The organism is Bradyrhizobium sp. Leo78 (assembly GCF_059512425.1).
Genome location: NZ_JCAMOT010000001.1, coordinates 159,580 through 180,231, shown reverse-complemented (window position 1 = coordinate 180,231; position 20,652 = coordinate 159,580). Strand labels below are relative to the sequence as shown.

Genomic DNA, 20,652 nt, shown 5'->3' with positions numbered 1-20,652 from the left:
GCACTACCGGTCGGGATCCGGATAAACCATGGCGCGCCAGCCGCCACGATCGAACGGCGCCCACTCCCCTTCGCGCTGCGCCAGCCGGTCGGCGACCGCGTAGACGGCGGCGGGATGGTGGCCCATGCCGCAATGGCTGCTTTCGACCTCGATGCTTTCCGACATCGCCGAGGCCTGCTCGCGGCAGCCTTGCCAGGCGCAGATGCCATCGGTGCGGCTGAAGATCGCCGTGGTCGGCACCGGAGGCGCGCTGGCCAGCGATCCACCGAAGCGCCGGTCCTCTTCCTCGGCGCGGCGGCCGCTCGCGATCTCATAGACCTGCCAGGCGTTGGTCGATTTTGGCCCGGCCGCAAAGGGGCTGCCGAGCGTGATCACCTGGCGCACGCGCTCAGGCATCATCTTGGCGAGTTGGCGAGCATAGAGGCCGCCGAGGCTCCAGCCGACGAGCGAGACCTTGCGGCCATGGCTGTCGTTCATCTCCTGCACGAGATCGACCATCGCCTGCTGCACGCCCGCGCGCAGGCCGAGATTGCGGCCCTGGCGCCAGCCGCTGACCGCGTAGCCCTTGCTGCTCAGGAACTCGCGCAGCGGCCGCGTCGAGAGATCCGATGCGACGAGGCCGGGCAGCACCAGCACCGGATGACCATCGCCGCGCGGCGCGAGGCTCAACAGCGGCAAAGCGCCGAGGAAGGCGCCGAGTTCGTGGATGGCGCGCCCCTCCAACAGCATCAACGTCCTGGACGGCGGGCGAAGCGTCTCTGCGGCAAGGGGCACGGCATCTCCTTCCCGCCGGCCTTCGCATTGCGGCAGCCGGCCAACGGATCAATACGCAATTAAAGCTAGGGAAACGGCTTTCTACTTTCAAGCTAACCAGATCACACAGATGACAACAAAAACGCTCGCGTACCCGATCGGTCACACCAGCCGCAGCAAATATTCGATGGTGTACAAGATCAATCCGGCAAGGCCGCCGATCAGCGAACCATTGAAGCGAATATATTGCAGGTCCCTGCCGACGTTGATCTCGAGCAGCGAGATCAATTGCTGCATGTCCCAGGCCTTCATCTGATCGGCGATGAAGGTCGAAACGCCGCTCTTCTGATCGGCGACCACTGTCCGCAGGATCGCGACCAACCCCTCGTTGATCTCGGCGCGCAGCTCAGTGTCGCCGGCCAGCGCTTCACCCGCCTCCACGAACATCCTGGCCAGATACTGCTGCAGGACCTGCGTCTCTCCAGAGGCGCTGCGTTCGATGAAGTCCTTCAGGTTCGACCAGATGTTGCGCGCGAGGCCTTCAAGTTCCGGCCGCGCCAGCAGATCGCGCTTCAATCGGTTGATGCGATCGGCAAAGGCACGATCGCTGCCGAGCCGCTCGACGAACGACAGCAGCATGCGGTCGAACTCGCCGCGGAACGGATGCTTCGGATCGTCACGGACTTCCTCGAAGAATTTCGTCGCGGAGGCGATGATCCGGTTCACGACGAATTTGTCGGCGCGATAGAGCCTCAGGAGCGTCGGCATTTCCGCGCGGACCTTGTCGCGGATGACAGCCATGGTCTCCTTCGTCGTCAGCGTCTGATGCAGGACGCGCAGGATGTCGTCGAGCAGGCCCTCGTGCTTTCCCTCCTGTACGAAGCCGCGCAGCGTGCCGGCGGCAAGCGGCGCCAGATCGATCGCCAGCAGTTGCGCGGTGACGCGGCGGCTGACGAACTTCATCAATCCCGAATTCTCCGTCGCCGAGAACGCCTCCGGCAACAGACGCAGCAGAAAGCGAGCGAGATCGGTCGAGCGCTTGCGGTCCCGCAGCCAGTCGGCGATGAAAGCGCCGAAATCGATCTCGCGCAGCTTGGCCTCCACCGGCCCTGCTTCGAGGAAATTCTTCTCGATGAATTCGCCGAGCTTCTCGGCGATGCGGCCCTGATTGCTCTGGATGATCGCGGTGTGCGGGATCGGCAATCCCAAGGGACGCTTGAACAAGGCGACCACCGCATACCAGTCGGCGAGCCCGCCGATCGTCGCCGCTTCCGCAAAGGCTGCGATGAAGCCGAACACGGGATGCACCGGCAACAGCGCTTTCGCGACGAGGAACAGCACGAACGTCGCAACTAACACCCCGGTCGCCAGCCACTTCACGCGCCGCAACTCCGCCGCGCGGATCGCGTCGGCGGGAGTGGCGATGGTGAAGGTGGCGGGAAGGGTCATGACAGCTCAACGACAGTTGGTTGGCTGCGATCATATCGCGCCACACCCGCCGCCGTCATGGCCGGGCTTGTCCCGGCCATCCACGTTTCGGTGCATGCGGCAAGAAAGCGCGTGGATGCCCGGGACAAGCCCGGGCATGACGGAGCAACAAAAAAGAAGGCCCGCAACTGGCGGGCCCTTCGGAAAACCAGAGTTGGCAGGCCTGACGCGATCAGGCCGTCTTGTTGTAGACCTTGGCGAAATTGTCCTGCGCGGACTTCGCACCTTCGGTGACGAGCTTGCCGACATATTCGGTCGCGGACTTGGCCCGCGAAACGAACACTTCGCCGCGCGCACGCACCAGGTCCGACTGGATCTGCACCGCTTCGTTCAGCGACTTGGCGGAAGCCAGCTTGTCGATACCATTGAAGAACGCTTCCGCGTCCTGATAGATCGCCTCCTGGATATTGCGGCTGATCTTGGCGGCCTCGGAAACCGAACCGGCAACGGCGGATTCGATCACGGCGGTCACCTTTTCCGAGCCGGCGTGCAAGTCTGCGGCACGAACCTTGGCGGTCTCGGCCTGCTTCTTCACGAACTCACGGGCGGCTTCCGGCACTTCCAGGTTCTGCAGCTTGGTAAAAGCTTCGGTCACAGGCGCAAAGGCCTGCTTGACGCTATCAAAAACGGAATTGGTCTCGGTGGTCATAGGGTCTCTCCATCCTCGGTTAGAGCTATGGGCTCACCCCGTCCAAATCTGGCCCAGGGCGTCGTCCTTATGCCATGGTTAATGGTGCATCGCAATATATATGTTGCGGTGCAATATCACAAATCTGTGAACAGTCGTAATATCGGGCGAATTGCCCGTCAGGCAGGCTGCAGGCTGGTCAAGCCTGCGGCTCGACCGCCCCCGGCAGGCCGTAGGCCTCCATCTGAGCCCGGACCTGCGCCACATTGTGCCCGAGCACCACGATGTCGTGGGTCGCGCCGGCGACATCCCGGACATGGTCGCGCAGCAGCGCCTCGGCCCGGAAGCCGAGGCCCTCACAGAGGGCAATCGCGCTGCGCTGGTCGACCGTCATCTGCACCGACAGCTTCTCGAGGCCAGCGCTGAGCGCAATGGCAAACGTCTCCTGCGCGAGCGCCCGCCCCACCCCCTGCCCGCGGACGTCCAAGGACACCACCATCCGGATCTCGCCGACATGGGGCGACCAGGAGTGACGGTCGCGCACCAGCGTGCCGCAACCGATCACGACGCCATCCCTCAGCGCCAGCAGGCTCATGATGTCGCCGCGGTCGATCTCGTTGAGCCACGCCGATAGCACCTTCGGCTCGCTGATGTTGCGCGGCAGGAACAGCAGATCATGCGTCGGCAGCTTTTGCGCGAAAGCTAGCACCGCGGCTTCGTCGGCGCGCGACATCAGACGGAATTCGATCTCGCCGGCCTCGGTCTTGACGCGCCGTGGATAGGGACGTGTCTCACTCATGTCGATCGCTGCCCCAGCCAGGAATCCAGTTTCGGCCACAGCCGCTTGATCGCATTGGCGCCGGCGACCAGGCTGACATGGCCACCTTTGAGGACCACCTCCTCCTTGTCGGTCGAGCCGACTTTCGCGATCAAGTGTCGCGCCGCCTCATAGGGCACGATGTGATCGTGCTCGGCGACAGCGTGCAGAATCGGCACCTTGACGTTCGCAAGCTTCGCCGGACGCCCGCCGACCGACATGGCGTCGTTATAGAGCTTGTTGTCCCACATCAGGTCCTTGGTGATGGTCCGGAAATAGTCGCCGGCGAGCGGCAGCGTGTCGGTCGCCCAGCGGTCGAACATCCGGTACGACTTCACGAACTCGTCGTTCCAGATGTTGTCCCAGAGCTGCACCTGGCTTGCCGCGCGCGAAGCCGGCCGCAGCATCTCGAACGATGACAGGATCAGTTCGGGCGGCATGTTGCCGACGCTATCGATCAGGCGGTCGACGTCGAAATAGCGCCGGTCGGCGAAATTCGAGAACAGCGTCATCTCGCGGAAGTCGATCGGCGTGGTGAAGCAGATCAAATTCTTCATCGGCCCGTCGTGGAAGATCGAGCCATAGAGCAGCGACAGCACGCCGCCGAAGCAATAGCCGATGACGGAGACATCGGTCTCGCCGCAATCCTGCTGCACGCGGCGAACACAGTCCGGAATGAAGTCGAGGACGTAATCCTCCATCCTGAGATTCTTCTCTTCCGGTTTCGGCGCGGTCCAGTCGAGCATGTAGACGTCGTAGCCGCGCCTGAGCAGGAATTCGATGAAACTCTGGCCGGGCACCATGTCGAGGATATAGCCGCGATTGGTGGTGGCCATCACGATCAGGACCGGCACGCGATAGATTTCATCCGCCAGCGGTCGATAGTGGTAGAGCTGCATGGTTCCACGGCTGGCCAGCACATCCTTTGGCGTGGAGCCGAGCGCGGGACCCGAGGTCGAGAGATATTCGACGCCCTTGATGCTGCGCTGGATCGCGCGCTGCACCTCGGATTGAATGCGCTCCGCGATCGACGCTGCGTCGATCCCCAAGGACGCGTTCATCGAGGGCGCGTTCATTTTTGCGCTTTCTCCGCAGGCGGGCGTTTGGTGCGCGGCGGTCGCGGCTTGCCGGCTGTCGCACTTTCCACATTGCCCGCGCTGTGGTTCATCTCGCTCAGCAGTGCCTTGATCTCGTTGAGCTGGCCTTCGATCGATTGCAGGCGCTCGGCCATGCCGACGAGTTGCGCCCGGCTCGGCAGGTTCATGCCCACCAGATACTTCTCCATGAGCTCCGCGAACTGCTTCTGCGCGCCGGCCGCGACGCCGCCGGCCTGGTTCATCATCCGGCTGAATTCCGGCGTTCCCATTGTCTTGTTGGCGAAGGAATTGAATCCCTTTTCCAGCTCGCCGATCATCGTCTGCCAGACGACAGCAGGATCGTTGCCCTTGTCGGCCATTGGCGCTCTCCCACGTGCTTGCGAGCGCTTGCCACGCTTCTCTTTGCGCTCCATACGACACCGTTGCAGGCAGCCGGTCAACCCAAGCTGACATTGAACGCCGCGTCAGAAAGCTTCTGCGCTGCGGCAAAGCGTGGCATACAGTCGTCCATCAAGAACCCAGCCGAGGAGGCCCCGTGACCACCCTCGTCCACCGGCCGCCGCAGATGATCCGCGCCAATGGCATCGACATCTGCTACGAGATCTTTGGCGACGAAAGCGCCGAACCGATGCTGCTGATCATGGGGCTCGGCGCCCAGATGATCCATTGGGACGACGAGTTCTGCGAACAGCTCGCCGCGCGCGGCTTTCGCGTGATCCGCTTCGACAACCGGGACATCGGCCAGTCCGGCAAGCTCACAGGCGGCAAGCGGCTGACGGCGTTCGAAATGCTGAGACTGCGTCTGTTCGGGATCCCCGTCGCCGCACCCTACAGACTGATCGATATGGCCAAGGACACGGTCGGCCTGATGGACGGGCTCGGGCTGAAGTCTGCGCATCTGGTCGGCGCCTCCATGGGCGGCATGATCGCGCAGGAAGTCGCGATCTCGTTTCCGCAAGTCGTGCGCTCGCTCACCTCGATCATGTCGACGACAGGCAATCCGAAGATCCCGCCGCCGACCCGCGAGGCCGGGGCGATACTTATGGCGCCGCCGCCAAGGACGAAGGACGAATATATCGAGCGCTTCGCCAAGACCTGGAAGGTCCTGCGCGTCGGTTCCTTCCCCGAGGATGAGGCGCTCGATCGTTCGCGGGCGCTGCGCACCTATGAACGCGGCCTCAATCCCGCCGGCGTCGGCCGCCAGCTCCGCGCCATCCTCGCCTCCGGCAGCCGCAAGCAACGCCTCGGCGTGGTGAAAGCGCCGACACTCGTCATCCACGGCACCGTCGATCCGCTGGTGCACCCGGCCGGCGGCAAGGACACCGCGGCCTCGATCCCGGGCGCGAAACTCCTGATGATCGAGGGCATGGGCCACGCATTGCCGATCCCGATGTGGCCAGAGATCATCGACGCCATCGCTGAGCACGCGCATGGAGCTGCGGCGAAGGCGGCGTGACGGATCGTAGGATGGGTAGAGCGCAGCGAAACCCATCATTGCCACCAAGCGCATAGACGCGATGGGTTTCGCTTCGCTCTACCCATCCTACAATTTGTGGCTATCCGCCCGCCCAGACGTCGAGCACGTAACGGTTCTTCGCGCCGAGGTCCTCGATCCAGCGCGTCGCTGCGCCGGCATCGTCCCCATTGTGCTCGCGACGGATCGACATCAGGGTCGCCTTGACATCCGGCTCCATCTTGCTGCCGTCGCCGCAGACATAGATGATCGCGCCCTTCCCGATCAGGTCCCAGACGCGGTTCTTCTGGGCGGCAATCAGGTCCTGCACGTAGGTCTTCGAGCCATTGAGCCGCGAGAACGCGATGTGCAGCTCGGTGACGCCATCGGCGGCGAACGCCTTCAACTCGTCGGCATAGATGAAATCCTGATCCGGATGGCGGCAGCCGAAGAACAGCATTGCCGGCCCCAGATTGGCGCCCTGCGACTTGCGATGCGCGCGCTCCTGGAGGAAGCCGCGGAACGGCGCCAGGCCCGTGCCGGGGCCGATCATGATCAGCGGCACCGACGCATCGTCGGGCAGGCGGAAGCTGGCCTTGGTCTCGCGCACGGTGGCATGGATGGTGTCGCCGACGCGGCGGCCGGAAAGATAGTTTGAGCAGATACCCTTATAGATGCCGCGGCCCGAATTCGCCGGCGCCTCCACGACGCCGACGGTGACGCTGCAGCGCGCGGGATCGCCCGAGGGCGAGGACGAGATCGAATAATAGCGCGGCGCCAGCAGCGATAGCATTTCCAGATAGATGTGGAGCGGCAATTCGCAGGCCGGATGCTCCTCCAGGAGATCAAACACCGATTTGCGCTTGTCCATCACCTCGCTGCGATAACGTTCACCGGACGCATCGTCGTCGCCGACGTAGGCGAGCAGCCTCGGCTTCGTCATCGGGCAGCGCGTATGCTCGGCCATCACCTGGATCTGCTTGCGGGTTGCGACCTGCTGCAGCTCCACGAACTCGGTGAGCAACCGCCCGATAGAGATCGCATCGCCGACCGGCAGCTGCGCGCGACGGCCTTCCGTCACCTGCAGCCTGATCTGGTCCGCCGGCAGGAAGCCGAAGCGGCGCGCGACCTGGTCCACCAGCGTCGGACCGTTGCGCGGCACCACGCTCAAATGATCGCCGACGCGGTAGGTGATGCCGGGCGGTAGTTGAACCTCGATGTGCCGAGTCGAACGCTCGGACGGATTGGCGCCGGACTTGTTCTGCAGTTCCGCATTCTCCAGCACCTTCATCGCCACCGCGCCGCCCTGCGCGACGATGGCGTTGACCGAGGCCGGCGCTACCGGCTCGACCGCATAGAGCGGCTCGTCCTCTGGCGTGCGGGTGAAGTTCCAGTCGATGCCGAATTCCTTGCTCGCGACCTGCGCGGCAGCCGGAAACCACTTCTGGAACTGGCCGTCGAGATCGGCCCTAGCATCGCCCTCGCCGCGCGGATAGACGGCGCGGGCGCCGCGGGCGGTGAGCTGCTCGTCGATGAAGCGCGGCACCGACTGGTACGTCGCCGCCCAATCGCTGTTGCCGCAGCCGAACACTGCGTAGCGCACGCCGGCAAACGCGTCCTTCGGCAGATCGCTGCCGAGCCATTTGACGAACTCCGTCGCGTTGTCGGGCGGCGCGCCATTGTAGGAGGCGCAGATGATCAGAACGCCACCTTCCTTCGGCAATTTCCCGACATAGTCGTCGAGCGGACCGAGCTTTGTGTTGAAGCCATTGACCTCGGCGAGATCGGCCATCCGCGTCGCCAGTTCTTCGGCCGAGCCGAGATTGGAGCCGTAGAGCACCAGCATCGGCGTGTTGTGTCCCAGGCGCGGTTTCGGCCGAGGCGCCCTCGGCGCGGCCGACGCCGCCGCGGCCGCGCCAGCGAAGACGCCGCGCTCCCTGTCCTCGCGCGGGCGCACCTTGATCTTGAAGCCCTCGGGCTTGATCGTCAGCGTTTCCTTCAGATGCATCTGGTAGCGATGCACATCGATCAGTTTGAAGCGCTGCAGGATCATGCCGAGTGCGAGCGCTGCCTCATGCATCGCAAAGCCGCGGCCGATGCAGGCGCGCTGTCCGTTGCCGAACGGCTTCCAGGCATTGATCGGGCGCTTGGCCTCGGCCTCGCGGCTGAAATTCTCGGGATCGAAGACATCAGGATTCGGTCCCCACACGTTGGGGTCGCGATGCAGTGCCATCACGAGAACAGTGATGAACGTGTTCTTCTTCAGCTTGTACTTGCCGCCGATGGTCTCGTCCTGCAGCGGTGCGATGCCATAGGCCGGCGCCGGCGGCCACAGCCGCAGCGCCTCCTTCAGGACTTGCGTGATGTAGGTGAGCTGGGTGACCTGCTGATAGGTTGGCCTGGCGTTGGTATCGGGGCCGAGCACGCGGTCGACCTCTTCATACGCCTTCTTCAGCACCTCGGGATGTTTCAACAGCGCATAGATCGTGCTCGACAACAGACCGCTCGTGGTCTCATGGCCCGCGATCAGGAATGTGTTGATCTGGTAGCGGATGTTGACGTCGTCGAGCTGCTCGCCGGTGACGCGGTCGATGCCGGTCACCATCGCCGCCAGCATGTCCTTCTGGCCCTCGCCGACATCGGACTGGCTCCGCCTGCGCTCGGCGATGATCTCGTCGACCATCTTGTTCATGAACGCGACGTCCTCAGTGAGCGTCTTGCGTCGCTGGCGCATCCACAGGCGCTCCAGCGGCAGGCCGCGGGTCATCATGATGGTCTCGAGGGAGCGCACCAGCGACTCCACGAAGGGGTGATAATCGCGGCGATAGAACGAATTGAAGCGATAGTCGAAGCCGCAGAGCCCGATCGTGTCGAGCGTCAGCGCCGTCATGTCGTGGACGACATCGATCTCCTCGTCGGCGTTGAGCCGCTCCCATTTCTTCACGAGCTGCTCGGCGATATCGACCATGCTCGGATGGTAGGACTGCATGGCGCGATTGCCGAACGGCTGCAGCAGGATGTTGTGCGCCTTGCCCCAGTTCGGCTCCTTGGTGTCGGCAGTGAACAGGCCGTCGCCGCCGACCGCGCGCACACGCCGCAGCGAGCCGCGCACCGCTTTGTCAAAGCGCTTTTCATCCGAGAGCTCGTCGACAAGGTCATGGCCGGAGACGATCACGAGCGGGGCGCCCATCATGTCGAGCCAGTAGATCGGCCCGAGCTCTTTGGCGAGCCGCACCAGATGCTGCACCGGAGCGGTCGAATCCAGCGACAGCATGTTGCCGACCACGGGCATGGTCGGCGGATGCGGGATCGGAGCCAGTCGGTTGCCGGATGGCATTGTTGAGAATGTCTCCTGCGTTATTCTCGATCTCTCATCGCGTCATTCCGGGATGCGCCTCTTGGCGCAGGCCCGGAATCCATTGCGCCTCCTCGCGTGCGGCCCGATGGATTCCGGGCTCGCGCTACGCGCGGCCCGGAATGACCATCGAGGATGCTGGAAGCGCCTGCTCTACCCAAACCGCCTTCTACGCCATTCGATCAGCTTGGTGCTGACCTCTTCCGGCTTCTCCTGCTGCGTCCAATGGCCGCTGTCTTTGACCAGGTATTTCTCGAGATCCGGGATGAGCTTGTCCATGCCATCGGCCGACGACGGCGGCAGCACCGCGTCGTTCTCGGCCATGATCATCAGCGACGGCACGCGCACGGTGTGATCGAGCCCTTCGGAGCGCTGCCAGTTGCGCGACATGTTGCGGTACCAGTTAATGCCGCCGGTGAAGCCGGTCCTGGTGAAGGCGTCGACGAACACCTGCTTCTCTTCCGGCGACAGGATCGGTGTGCGCGGATCGTGCGCGGCATCGTAGTTTGCGATCATCTGCGGGAACGCCAGATTGAGCCGCGGCGAGGCGCCGACGCCGGCCACCACCTCCTCCGCCGGAGCGTCGGGCCGCCGTGCCGGCTTGCGCATGAAGGCATCAAAGGTCTGCTCGACCCGGCTGCCAAATATCTTGTCCGGCTCGTGCGCGGGGTCCTGGAACTGGACGATATACATGTGCTCGCCGAAGCGCTTGCGTAAAAGCTCGATCGGATCGGCCCAGGCGCGGTTGGTGTGCGGGGTATTAATGCCGACCACACCGGCGACGCGGCCCGGATGCCGAAGCGGCATCTGCCAGACCACGAAGCCGCCCCAGTCATGGCCGACGAAGATGGCCTTGTCTATGCCGAGATGATCGAGCAGGCCGACGAGATCGGCGGTCAGTTGCTCGATATCATAAGCCTCGACCGGCTCCGGCCGGTCGGTGACGCCATAGCCGCGCTGGTCCGGCGCGATCACGCGGATGCCGGCTTCGCTCAGCGCCTTGATCTGGTGGCGCCAGGAGAAGGCGAGCTCCGGCCAGCCGTGGCAGAGCACCATCGGCGGCTTGTCCGTGTTGGGTCCGGCTTCATAGAAGCCCATGCGAATGCCGTTGGTCTGGGCGAATTGCAGCGGGGGCATTTCCAACATCGAGACAATCCTTATTCAGCGGCGCTCTTGGTCTCGGCTGGTGGCGGCACGAACGCCGCCTCCAGCGCCTCGAATTCGGCCGGCAGCATGTCGCACAAAATCTGCACATGCGGAATGATATTGGCTCCGGCGACGAAACCAAAATCGAGCTGGTCGCGATAGCTCTGCACGGTGATGTTGAGCGCGAGGCCATGGGTTGCGATCGACACCGGGAAGATGTGCAGCAGCTCCGCGCCCGCCGCGTAAAGCGTCTGTCTTGGCCCCGGCACATTGGAGACGGTGATGTTGGCTGCCGGCGGCAGCACGTTCGACAGGTCCGAGCGGCTGTAGAGCAGCGCCAGGATCTGCACCAGGATCGGCGCGCCCAGCATCGAGACATTGGAGACCTGCGGCATGAACGCCCGCAGCGGATGCGACATCTCCTTCGCCTTGGTGGATTGCGCGATGATCGCCTCCAGCCGCGCCCTGGGATCCTCGACATTGGTCGCGATCGAGCAGATCATGCCGAACACTTGGTTGTTCGATTCGGTATTGCCCTCCTCGCGCAGCGAGATCGGCACCGCCGCGGTCAGCGACTTGTTCGGCAGCGCGCCCTGGCTGATCAAATGGCGGCGCACTACGCCGGAGGCGAGCGCCAGCACGACGTCATTGAGCTTGCCGCCGGCCGCCTTTGCCATCGCCTTGGCGCGCGACAGCGAAACCGAAGTACCGGCAAAGCTGCGCTCCGAGGAGATCGCCTTGTTCAGGATGGTCGGCGGCGACACCATGCTGGCGAGGCTTTCGCGCGATTTTGGATCGGAGACCTTGGTCACGACTTCCGACACGCTTTTCAGCATCGCCGGCACGGCGCTTGCGAACTTGATTGCGTTCTCGATCTGGAACATGGCGTTGTCGAACAGGATCGAGCCGAGATCGCTCTTGCCCGAGCGCGGCAGCTCGATCGTCCTTGGCGCCGCTGCTGCATCGAACGGCTGGGTCCAGAGCAGCTGATAGGAATCGATCAGGTTGGCCGCAATGTCGCGTGGTTCCTGCGCGACCTTCCGCGCGGCCGGCGGCTCGACCTTCCTCGGGATCGGCGAGACGTCGTAGATCATGCTGGTGAGCGCAGCGCCCGCGCCGCCGTCGATGCAAGCATGGTGCATCTTGGAGTAGAGGCCGATCTCGTTGTTCTGCATACCCTCGAAGACGTAGAACTCCCACAGCGGCCGGGCGCGATTAAGCAGCTTGGCATGGATCCAGCCGACGAGGCGCTCCAGCGTGGCGCGGTCATGCGGCGCCGGCAGGCTGCCGCGGAAGATGTGGCGGTCGATGTCGAACTGGTCGTCCTCCACCCAGGAAGGATGGTCGATGTCGAGCGGTGCCTTCTCCAGGCGCGATTTCAGGATCGGCGCGATGTGCAGTCGCGAGGCGATCATCGCCTTGAAGTCTTCGAAGAAGTCGCCCTTGTAGTCGTCGGGCAGTCGGAAGATCGCCATGCTCCCGACGTGCATCGGCATTTCCGGCGTTTCCAGATAGAGAAACGACGCGTCCAGCGACGACAGTTTCTTGGCGTCGGCCATGGCTCCCTCCCGGTGATTGTCGTGCGGCGCCTTGGTGGCGCTCTCATTCGGACGGCCGCTTGCTGCGGCGTCGATCAGGATTGTGCCTGTTCCGGGGGTGGATAGGCAATGGCAAAGGGGCCGGACCGATCAAAATGCCTGAACTCGCCCTCCGCCTGCGCCAGCCGGTTGGCTACCGCCCAGAGCGCCGCGGGATTGACGCCGAGCCCGATATGGCTTGCGAGCAGCACCTCGATATTTTCGGCTGTTGCCGACGGACGCAGCACGCTGGTGCGCCAGTTCACGATGCCGTCGGCGCGCGAGTAGATGGAGGTCGTCGGCACCGGCATGTCGCCGGCGATCGCCTGCCGGACCTCGGGAATGTCATCGACGCTCTCGCCTGTCAGCGCCTCGTAGAGCCGCGTCGCGTTGGTGGCGCGGATATCGCCGGCAAAGGGGGAGCCGAGCGTGATGACGGAGCGCACCATCTCCGGCGCGTTCAGCGCCAGATCGCGCGCATAGACGCCGCCAAGGCTCCAGCCGATAACGCTCACCTTGCGTCGGGTGGAGTCAGTGATCCGCCGCAACAGGTCGCACAGCGAGGCGCGCATCCGGCTGAGGCCGCGGACATTGCGGCCAAAGCTCCAGGCATAGGTGTCATAGCCGAGCGCCTTCAGGTACCGCCGCATCGGCGCCATTGACAGGTCGCTTGCCAGGAATCCCGGCAGCGTCAGCACCGGATGGCCGTCCCCTCTCGGCGCACGCATCAAAAGCGGCAGCAGCAGGAGGCTCGAATTGAACTCGAACAGGCCCCTGCCCTCGGCCAGCATCAGACAGATGTTCGGTGGACGCAGCCGGCGTTCGCTCTCCTCACGACTGCCATCCACGGCCGTCATCTATTTCCTGTCCTTCTTCGAGGTGCTGCCGAGGCCCGCCATCGCCACGAACATGTCCTGGAAACGCTCGGCCAGCTTGGGATCGAGCCAACTCTGCATCAAAGCTTCCGGCGATACTTTCTCGATGTTCGAGGTCATCTGCTGCTGCAGCTTTTCCATGACCGCCGTCTGCATCGGCGCGACATCCGGCAGGCCGAAGAACTGCCGGGCTTCGAGCGGCGTGCAATCTATTTCGACATTGACCTTCATGACCGCTCCTCAATGCAGTTGACGCAAGAACATGACCCGGAATCGATTCTTCGAAAGGATCGTGCCGTGGTGCAGTATCGCCGCGAGAGGGCTGGTCACGCAAGCGGGACGATGACGGCAGGCGGCCGGCGTCGCCTGCCAGGGTCAACCAAAGCGCTCGACCGCGAACGGCTTCGCATCCGCAAACGGCGTCTCGCCGGTCATCATCTCCGCAAGCAGCCGGCCGCTCACGGGCCCTAGCGTCAATCCGTGGTGCTGATGACCGAAATCGAACCAGAGCCCGGGGTGGCGCGGCGCCTTGCCGATCACCGGCAGCATGTCCGGGAGGCAGGGCCGCGCGCCCTTCCAGGGCTTTGCCTCGACGGGATCGCCGAGCGGAAACAGGTTGCGCGCCCGCGGTACCGCCCGCTCGACCTGCACCGGGGACGCCGGTGCGTCGCGATGGGCGAACTCGACACCGGTGGTGAGCCGGATGCCGCGGTTCATCGGCGCCAGACAATAGCCGAGATCGGAATCGAGCACGGGATGATTGAGCACGGCGTTACCGCCCGGCTTCAGGTGCAAATGATAACCGCGCTTGACCTGAAGCGGGATCGCATAGCCGAGCGGGCCGAATACCTGGTCGGACCACGGGCCCATCGCGACCACCACCTCGCGGGCGGTCACACTGCCCTCGCTGATGGCCACGCGCCATCGTCCGCCGGACTGTTCGAGCGTGCGGGCATCGCCGACAAAGAAGCGCCCGCCCCTGCGGCCGAACAACGCGGCATAGGCCTTTGCCAGCCCGCCGGGATCGACGATCGAGCCCGGCGCCGGCGAATATACCGCGCCGGCGAAGTCACCCGACAGGTTCGGCTCACGCGCGGCGATGCCGTTGGCATCGAGGACTTCGTTGGTGACGCCATATTGCTTCGCACGCTCAGTATCGCGCACGGCCTTGGCGAAGGTCGTTTCGCTGCGATAGAGTTTGATCCAGCCGGTCTTGCGCAGCAATTCCGGAACGCCGGCTTCTGCAATCAACGCCTCGTGCTCGATCAGGCTCTGTCGGATCAACGGCATCTCGGCGAGCGCGCTGTGCAATGCACCCTCAGCCGAGGAGGCGAAGTAATAGCGCGCGAGCCATGGCAGGAAGATCGGCAGGTCGGCGAAGCGGTAGCGCACCTGCGGCGCGCGGTTCAGCGCATAGCGGAGCAGCTCCCCGAAATCCCGCGGGAACATGTAGGGAAAAACCGAGGCGCATTCGATGATGCCGGCATTGCCGTAACTCGTCTCCTCGCCGGCAACATCATGCCGGTCGACGAGGACGACATCGCGGCCTCGTTTTTGCAGATGCAAGGCGGCACCAACACCGACCATGCCAGCCCCCAGGACAACGACGTCGGCCCTCAGTTCCGCCATCAGTACTCCGAAAGTTCAATGTTACGCGCACGCCCGACCAGCGAGCGTCAAGCTAATGATTGCGGCACCACTGCGCAAACTGATCTCACGTCTTACGGGAAATCGCGCTTGCGCACCCGGTAAACTTTGGCAACATTGGCATGCAATATCCAAACAGCGCATCGCGGGGCCAAGACGGGGAACAGGTTCAAATGTCGGTACGCCAGTATCTGCTTGCGGCAATAAGTCTTGCCATCGTCGCGACGACGACATCTGTTTCAGCCCAGACGCTGCGCTACGCCAATCAGGGCGATCTGAAATCGCTGGATCCGCATACGCTGAACGAGACGACCACGCATGCCCATCTCGGACAGGTCTATGAAGGACTCACCGCGCGCGACAAGGATCTGAGGATCATTCCGGCGCTCGCGGAAAGCTGGGAGACGCCGGAGCCGACCCGCTGGCGCTTCCATCTGCGCAAGAACGTCAAATTCCAAAACGGCGATCCCTTCACCGCCGACGACGTGGTGTTCTCGGCCGACCGCGTCCGCGCCAAGGGCTCCAACCTGCAGACCCGCATTCCTGCCGATGCCAAGGTCGTCAAGGTCGACGACTACACCGTCGATTTCATCCTGACCTCGCCCAATCCCATCCTGAATTCGCAATGGGATACCTGGTACATCATGGACAAGAAGTGGGCTGAGGCGAACAATGCCACGCAGCCCACGCCGGCATCCGCGACCACGCCGAGCTTTGCCTCGCTCAACGCCAACGGCACCGGGCCTTTCATGATCGAAAGCCATCAGCCCGGCGTGAAGACGGTGTTCAAGGTCAATCCGAACTGGTGGCAGAAGCCCGAACACAATTTGAAGGAAATTGTCTTCACCCCGATCGCCTCCGATGCGACCCGCGTCGCCGCGCTGCTCTCGGGTGAGGTCGACATCATCGAGCCGGTTCCGATCCAGGACATCTCGCGCGTCGATTCCAGTCCGAACGCGCAGGTGCTGAAGGGGCCGGAGCTCCGCACCATCTTCCTCGGCATGGACCAGAGCCGCGACGAGTTGCTCTACTCCAACATCAAGGGCAAGAACCCGTTCAAGGATGACCGTGTCCGCGAAGCCTTCTACAAGGCGATCGACATCGAACTGATCAAAAACCGCGTGATGCGCGGGCTGTCGACGCCGTCGGCGCTGATGGTCGCGCCGCAACTGTTCGCGCTGTCGAAGGATTTCACCCGTCCGAAATTCGATCCCGACGGCGCCAAGAAGCTCTTGACCGAAGCCGGCTATCCCGACGGCTTCGAAGTCACCATGGATTGCCCGAACGACCGTTATGTCAACGACGCCGCGATCTGCCAGGCCGTGGTCGGCATGCTCGCCCGCATCGGCGTGAAGGTGAATCTGCTGGCGCAGCCGAAAGCGCAGTATTTCGCAAAAATCCTGAAGCCCGGCGGCTACCAGACCTCGTTCTATATGCTGGGATGGACGCCCGGCACGCTCGACTCGCATAACGTGATGTATGACATCATGGGCTGCCGCGACGATCCGAAATCGGCGCGCGGCGAGACCAATCTCGGCGGCTACTGCAACAAGGAATTCGACGCCATCGCCGACAAGGTGCTGCAGGAGACCGACACCGCCAGGCGCGACCAGTTGATCAAGGCCGGCTTCGAGATCGCGATGAAGGACTGGGCCTATATCCCGCTGCATCAGCAGGCGCTGGCCTGGGGTGTCTCGAAAAAATTGAAAGTGGTGCAGCGCCCGGACAACCAGGTGCTGCCCTACTGGATGGTCAAATCGGAATAAAGCTTCGTCACTCCAAGGTCCCGGCAGCCCCCCGCTTCCGGGACCTTTTGCTTAGTGACGGGAACTCGCCAACGCTTCGGGTGAAAGGAACAGATGCTCGCTTTCACGCTTCGCCGCGCCGTTCAAGCCATCGGGGTGATGATCGCCGTCGGGATCATCGCCTTCGCGATGTTCCGTTTCGCCGGCGACCCCGTCAGCCAGATCGTCTCGATCGACACGCCCGCGGCCGAGCGCGAGGCGGTGCGCAAGTCGCTCGGGCTCGACGATCCCGTGCTGGTCCAGTTCGCGCGCTATTTTATCAACGCGGCGCAGTTCAAGTTCGGCGTCTCCTATCAGTTCCGGCAGCCGGTCTCGACACTGCTCGCCGAACGGATGCCGGCGACGCTGGAACTCGCGGTCTGCGCCACCATCTTCGCGATGGTGTTCGGCATCCTCATGGGCGTCTATGCCGCGCTGAGGCGCGACACCTTGCTTGCCAAGCTATGCCAGGCGGTGTCGCTGATCGGCATCTCGCTGCCGACCTTCCTGATCGGCATCCTCCTGATCTATTTGTTCGCGGTGACCTTGGGCTGGCTGCCTTCATTCGGCCGCGGCGAAGTAGTGCGGATCGGCTGGTGGACCACTGGCCTGCTCACGGTCTCTGGCCTCAAGGCGCTGATCATGCCCTCGATCACGCTCGGCCTGTTCCAGATGACGCTGATCATGCGGCTGGTGCGCGCGGAGATGCTGGAAGTGCTGCGCGCCGACTATATCCGCTTTGCCCGCGCCCGTGGACTGACCACGCGCGCCATTCATTTCGGTCACGCGCTGAAGAACACGCTGGTTCCCGTCATCACCGTGGCCGGCCTGCAATTTGGCTCGGTTATTGCATTCTCGATCATCACCGAATCCGTGTTCCAGTGGCCGGGCATGGGATTGATGTTCGTGCAGGCGGTGCAAAACGTCGATATCCCGATCATGGCGGCGTATCTTCTGATGGTCTCGCTGATCTTCGTCACGATCAACCTCGTGGTCGACATCCTCTACACCATCGTCGACCCGCGCCTGCGCGCCACCGTCAGCCGTCCGGCTTGAGGGCCACAGCATGTCCGACGCAGTCGTCCAACACCAGACCGAAGCCGCGCACGCTGGTGCAAGCTGGTTCCGTCGCGCCGTCGACAGCGACCTGTTCTATTCCTTCCGCCGCTCGAAGCTGACGATGCTCGCGGCCGCCGTCACCCTGCTGTTCTTCCTGCTCGCGATCCTTGCTTCCGTACTCGCCGTGCAGAACCCGTTCGATCCGGCGCAGCTCCAATTGATGAACTCACGCATTTCGCCGCTCTGGACCGCGGACGGCCAGAGCCCGTTCCTGCTCGGCACCGACGAACAGGGCCGCGACGTGTTCTCCGCCATTCTCTATGGCTTGAGGATTTCGCTTATCGTCGGCGTGCTCGGCGTCGTCTTCGCCGGCGCGATCGGGATCACGCTCGGGCTGATCGCGGGCTATCTCGGCGGCCCTGTCGATGCCGTGATCATGCGGATCGCCGACGTGCAGCTCACCTTCCCGGCGATCCTGATCGCGCTGATCGTCAATGGCGTTGCCAAATCCGTGTTCGGCAACCGGCTCGATCCGATGAGCATGCTCGCCGTCCTCGTGGTCGCGATCGGGCTGAGTTTCTGGGTGCAATATGCCCGCACCGTGCGCGGCTCGGTCATGGTGGAGAAGAACAAGGATTATGTCGCCGCCGCGCAACTGATCGGTCTGCCCGCGCCCAAGATCATGCTGCGCCATGTGCTGCCCAACACGATGGGCCCGATCCTCGTCATCGCCACCATCAACCTGGCGCTCGCTGTTATCACCGAGGCGACGCTGTCGTTCCTGGGCTCAGGCATGCCCGACACCATGCCCTCGCTCGGAACGTTGATCCGGATCGGCAACAATTATCTCTTCGCCGGCGAATGGTGGATCGTCGCCTTTCCCGGCATTGCGCTGGCCGGCTTGATCCTCTCGATCAACCTGCTCGGCGATTGGCTGCGCGACGCGCTCAATCCGAAGCTCCGATGACCGTGCCTGTCCTCTCCGTGCGTGACCTGAAGGTGGAGTTCGTCACCCGCCGCGCGACGTTGCGCGCGATCGACGGCGTCTCCTTCGAGATCGCCAAGGGCGAGGTGCTGGGCGTGGTCGGCGAATCCGGCGCCGGCAAGTCGGTCACGGGCCTTGCTGTCATTGGCCTGATCGATCCGCCCGGCCGCATCTCCGGCGGCGAGATCCTGCTCTCGGGCATGCGCATCGATCATTTGCCGCCGGAGGAAATCCGGCGCGTGCGCGGCAAACGCATCGGCATGATCTTCCAGGATCCGCTGACGAGCCTTAACCCGCTCTACCGGATCGGCGATCAGATCGTCGAGACCATCCGCACCCACACCAACCTCTCCGAGAGCGCCGCGCGCAAGCGCGCCGTCGACCTGCTCGCCGAGGTCGGCATCCCCGCGCCGGAAAAGCGCGTCGACGGCTATCCGCATGAATTCTCCGGCGGCATGCGCCAGCGCGTCGTAATCGCGCTCGCGATCTGCGCCGAGCCGGAACTGATCATCGCCGACGAGCCGACCACCGCGCTCGACGTTTCCGTACAGGCGCAGATCATCGCATTGATCAAGCGGCTCGGCCGCGATCATGGCACCGCGGTGATGCTTGTGACCCACGACATGGGCGTGATCGCCGAGACCTGCGACCGCGTCGCGGTGATGTATTCCGGCCGCATCGCCGAGATCGGCCCGGTGCAGGACGTCGTCCGCAATCCGCTGCATCCCTACGCCAAGGGCCTGATGGGCGCGATCCCGACGCTTGCCGGCGAGGACAAGCGATTGGTGCAGATTCCTGGCTCGATGCCGCGATTGTCGGCGATTCCGCCGGGCTGCCCGTTCAACCCGCGCTGCGCTTTTGCCTTCGACCGCTGCCGGGTCGAGCGTCCCGAACCGATCCGCCAGGGCGCGCAGGCCGTCGCCTGCCATCTCTACGACCACGCCGCGAAGGAGAGTGCGGCATGACATCGTTCATCGAGGTCAAGAAGCTCCGGCGCGTGTTCGACGTCTCAAAGCCGTGGCTCAATCGCGTGCTCGAAGGCGGCCATCTCGAATTCCTCAGGGCGGTCGACGGCGTCACCTTCGATATCCGCAAAGGCGAAACCTTTGCGCTTGTCGGCGAATCCGGCTCCGGCAAGACCACGGTGGCGCGCATGGTGGTCGGGCTGTTGCCGCCGAGCTCGGGCGAGGTCGTGATCGACGGCGTCTCGATGACCGATCCGAGGCAAGCGCAGGCGCGGCAGCGCTTGCGGCGCCGGATCCAGATGATCTTCCAGGATCCCTATGCGAGCCTCAATCCGCGCTTCCGGGTCGATGCCATCGTCTCCGAGCCGATCCGCGCCTTCGACCTGATCCAGGGTGAACGCGATATCCGCGCCCGCGTCGGCGAGTTGCTGTCGCTGGTCGGGCTGCACGCCGATGACGGCCTGAAATATCCGCACGAATTCTCCGGCGGCCAGCGCCAGCGCATCGCGATCGCCCGCGCGCTCGCATCGGAAGCCGAGTTCATCGTCTGCGACGAGCCGACCTCCGCGCTGGATGTTTCGGTGCAGGCGCAGATCCTCAATTTGATGCGCGACCTGCAGGACAAGTTCGGCCTCACCTACCTCTTCATCAGCCACAATCTGGCCGTCGTGCGCCATATGGCGAGCCGGATCGGCGTGATGTATCTCGGCCGCATCGTGGAGGTCGCGGAGGGCCGCACGCTGTTCAACAATCCGCGCATGCCCTACACCAAGATGCTGCTCGGCGCGGTTCCTGATCTCGCAATGGGCGGCCGCCAGCGCATTCCCGTCAAAGGCGAAATCCCGAACCCGATCGATCCGCCGCCGGGATGCGCCTTCAACCCGCGCTGCCCGCTGGGATTTGACCTGTGCCGCCAAAAGGCGCCGGAATTGATCGACGGCGTGGCCTGTCACGCCGTGAACGCCCCCGTCGAAGCTGCCGCACCCGTGTGAACACAACGATGCGAGGTAGCCATGCCGGCCG

The 20,652-nt window shown here is 63.8% G+C and carries 18 protein-coding genes; 6 read left to right on the top strand and 12 right to left on the bottom strand.

Annotation, left to right across the window (positions count from 1 at the left end; genetic code table 11):
• Nucleotides 1–3: 3 nt before the first annotated feature.
• The 6 genes from AC5ZG1_RS00775 to AC5ZG1_RS00750 form a co-directional block, all read right to left on the bottom strand.
• Entirely contained in the window at nt 4–729 is a 726-nt protein-coding gene (locus AC5ZG1_RS00775) for an esterase/lipase family protein (RefSeq protein ID WP_496131883.1), read from the bottom strand.
• A gap of 186 nt (nt 730–915) precedes the next feature.
• Entirely contained in the window at nt 916–2,202 is a 1,287-nt protein-coding gene (locus AC5ZG1_RS00770) for a DUF445 domain-containing protein (RefSeq protein WP_463331338.1), read from the bottom strand.
• Between the two features lie 211 nt (nt 2,203–2,413).
• The gene (locus tag AC5ZG1_RS00765) at nt 2,414–2,890 is read right to left on the bottom strand and encodes a phasin (protein WP_208819848.1); all 477 of its coding nucleotides are present in this window, start codon (nt 2,888–2,890) and stop codon (nt 2,414–2,416) included.
• Nucleotides 2,891–3,068: 178 nt separating this feature from the next.
• Nucleotides 3,069–3,668: a GNAT family N-acetyltransferase gene (locus AC5ZG1_RS00760; protein ID WP_496131722.1), complete on the bottom strand. Its 600-nt coding sequence runs from the start codon at nt 3,666–3,668 to the stop codon at nt 3,069–3,071.
• On the bottom strand, nt 3,665–4,747 hold the full coding sequence (locus AC5ZG1_RS00755; protein WP_208820229.1) for an alpha/beta fold hydrolase: 1,083 nt from the start codon (nt 4,745–4,747) through the stop codon (nt 3,665–3,667). The genes AC5ZG1_RS00760 and AC5ZG1_RS00755 overlap by 4 nt, the downstream gene beginning before the upstream one ends.
• Before the next feature lie 11 nt (nt 4,748–4,758).
• Complete coding sequence (locus AC5ZG1_RS00750; protein WP_496131721.1) at nt 4,759–5,142, bottom strand: hypothetical protein; 384 nt, start codon at nt 5,140–5,142, stop codon at nt 4,759–4,761.
• Nucleotides 5,143–5,348: 206 nt separating this feature from the next.
• Between AC5ZG1_RS00750 and AC5ZG1_RS00745 the strand changes: the two genes are divergently transcribed.
• Nucleotides 5,349–6,239 (top strand): alpha/beta fold hydrolase, encoded by an 891-nt coding sequence (locus tag AC5ZG1_RS00745; protein WP_496131882.1) that lies wholly within the window; start codon nt 5,349–5,351, stop codon nt 6,237–6,239.
• A gap of 100 nt (nt 6,240–6,339) precedes the next feature.
• On the opposite strand, the gene AC5ZG1_RS00740 is transcribed toward AC5ZG1_RS00745, so the two are convergent.
• The 6 genes from AC5ZG1_RS00740 to AC5ZG1_RS00715 all read right to left on the bottom strand — a co-directional run bounded on the left by AC5ZG1_RS00740 (nt 6,340) and on the right by AC5ZG1_RS00715 (nt 14,818).
• Nucleotides 6,340–9,573: a bifunctional cytochrome P450/NADPH--P450 reductase gene (locus AC5ZG1_RS00740; RefSeq protein ID WP_496131720.1), complete on the bottom strand. Its 3,234-nt coding sequence runs from the start codon at nt 9,571–9,573 to the stop codon at nt 6,340–6,342.
• Nucleotides 9,574–9,744: 171 nt separating this feature from the next.
• Nucleotides 9,745–10,737 carry an alpha/beta fold hydrolase gene (locus AC5ZG1_RS00735; RefSeq protein WP_496131719.1) on the bottom strand — a complete coding sequence of 331 codons (993 nt, stop codon included), beginning with the start codon at nt 10,735–10,737 and terminating at the stop codon, nt 9,745–9,747.
• A gap of 11 nt (nt 10,738–10,748) precedes the next feature.
• Nucleotides 10,749–12,296, bottom strand: coding sequence for a WS/DGAT/MGAT family O-acyltransferase (locus AC5ZG1_RS00730; RefSeq protein ID WP_496131718.1), 1,548 nt, complete (start codon nt 12,294–12,296; stop codon nt 10,749–10,751).
• A gap of 74 nt (nt 12,297–12,370) precedes the next feature.
• Nucleotides 12,371–13,171, bottom strand: coding sequence for an esterase/lipase family protein (locus AC5ZG1_RS00725; protein ID WP_496131717.1), 801 nt, complete (start codon nt 13,169–13,171; stop codon nt 12,371–12,373).
• Nucleotides 13,172–13,420, bottom strand: a complete 249-nt coding sequence (locus AC5ZG1_RS00720; protein ID WP_028164994.1) for a DUF6489 family protein — start codon at nt 13,418–13,420, stop codon at nt 13,172–13,174. It abuts the gene before it with no gap.
• A 144-nt stretch (nt 13,421–13,564) separates the two neighbouring features.
• Nucleotides 13,565–14,818 (bottom strand): NAD(P)/FAD-dependent oxidoreductase, encoded by a 1,254-nt coding sequence (locus AC5ZG1_RS00715; protein WP_496131716.1) that lies wholly within the window; start codon nt 14,816–14,818, stop codon nt 13,565–13,567.
• A 191-nt stretch (nt 14,819–15,009) separates the two neighbouring features.
• On the opposite strand from AC5ZG1_RS00715, the gene AC5ZG1_RS00710 reads away from it, so the two are divergent.
• From AC5ZG1_RS00710 to AC5ZG1_RS00690, 5 genes are all read left to right on the top strand, one after another.
• Nucleotides 15,010–16,602 (top strand): ABC transporter substrate-binding protein, encoded by a 1,593-nt coding sequence (locus AC5ZG1_RS00710; RefSeq protein WP_496131715.1) that lies wholly within the window; start codon nt 15,010–15,012, stop codon nt 16,600–16,602.
• A 93-nt stretch (nt 16,603–16,695) separates the two neighbouring features.
• Nucleotides 16,696–17,676, top strand: coding sequence for an ABC transporter permease (locus tag AC5ZG1_RS00705; RefSeq protein WP_028164997.1), 981 nt, complete (start codon nt 16,696–16,698; stop codon nt 17,674–17,676).
• Between the two features lie 10 nt (nt 17,677–17,686).
• Nucleotides 17,687–18,646: an ABC transporter permease gene (locus tag AC5ZG1_RS00700; protein ID WP_496131714.1), complete on the top strand. Its 960-nt coding sequence runs from the start codon at nt 17,687–17,689 to the stop codon at nt 18,644–18,646.
• Nucleotides 18,643–19,629: an ABC transporter ATP-binding protein gene (locus tag AC5ZG1_RS00695; RefSeq protein ID WP_130228926.1), complete on the top strand. Its 987-nt coding sequence runs from the start codon at nt 18,643–18,645 to the stop codon at nt 19,627–19,629. The genes AC5ZG1_RS00700 and AC5ZG1_RS00695 overlap by 4 nt, the downstream gene beginning before the upstream one ends.
• Nucleotides 19,626–20,621 carry an ABC transporter ATP-binding protein gene (locus AC5ZG1_RS00690; protein ID WP_496131713.1) on the top strand — a complete coding sequence of 332 codons (996 nt, stop codon included), beginning with the start codon at nt 19,626–19,628 and terminating at the stop codon, nt 20,619–20,621. Before AC5ZG1_RS00695 ends, AC5ZG1_RS00690 begins: the two co-directional genes overlap by 4 nt.
• Nucleotides 20,622–20,652: the final 31 nt, after the last annotated feature.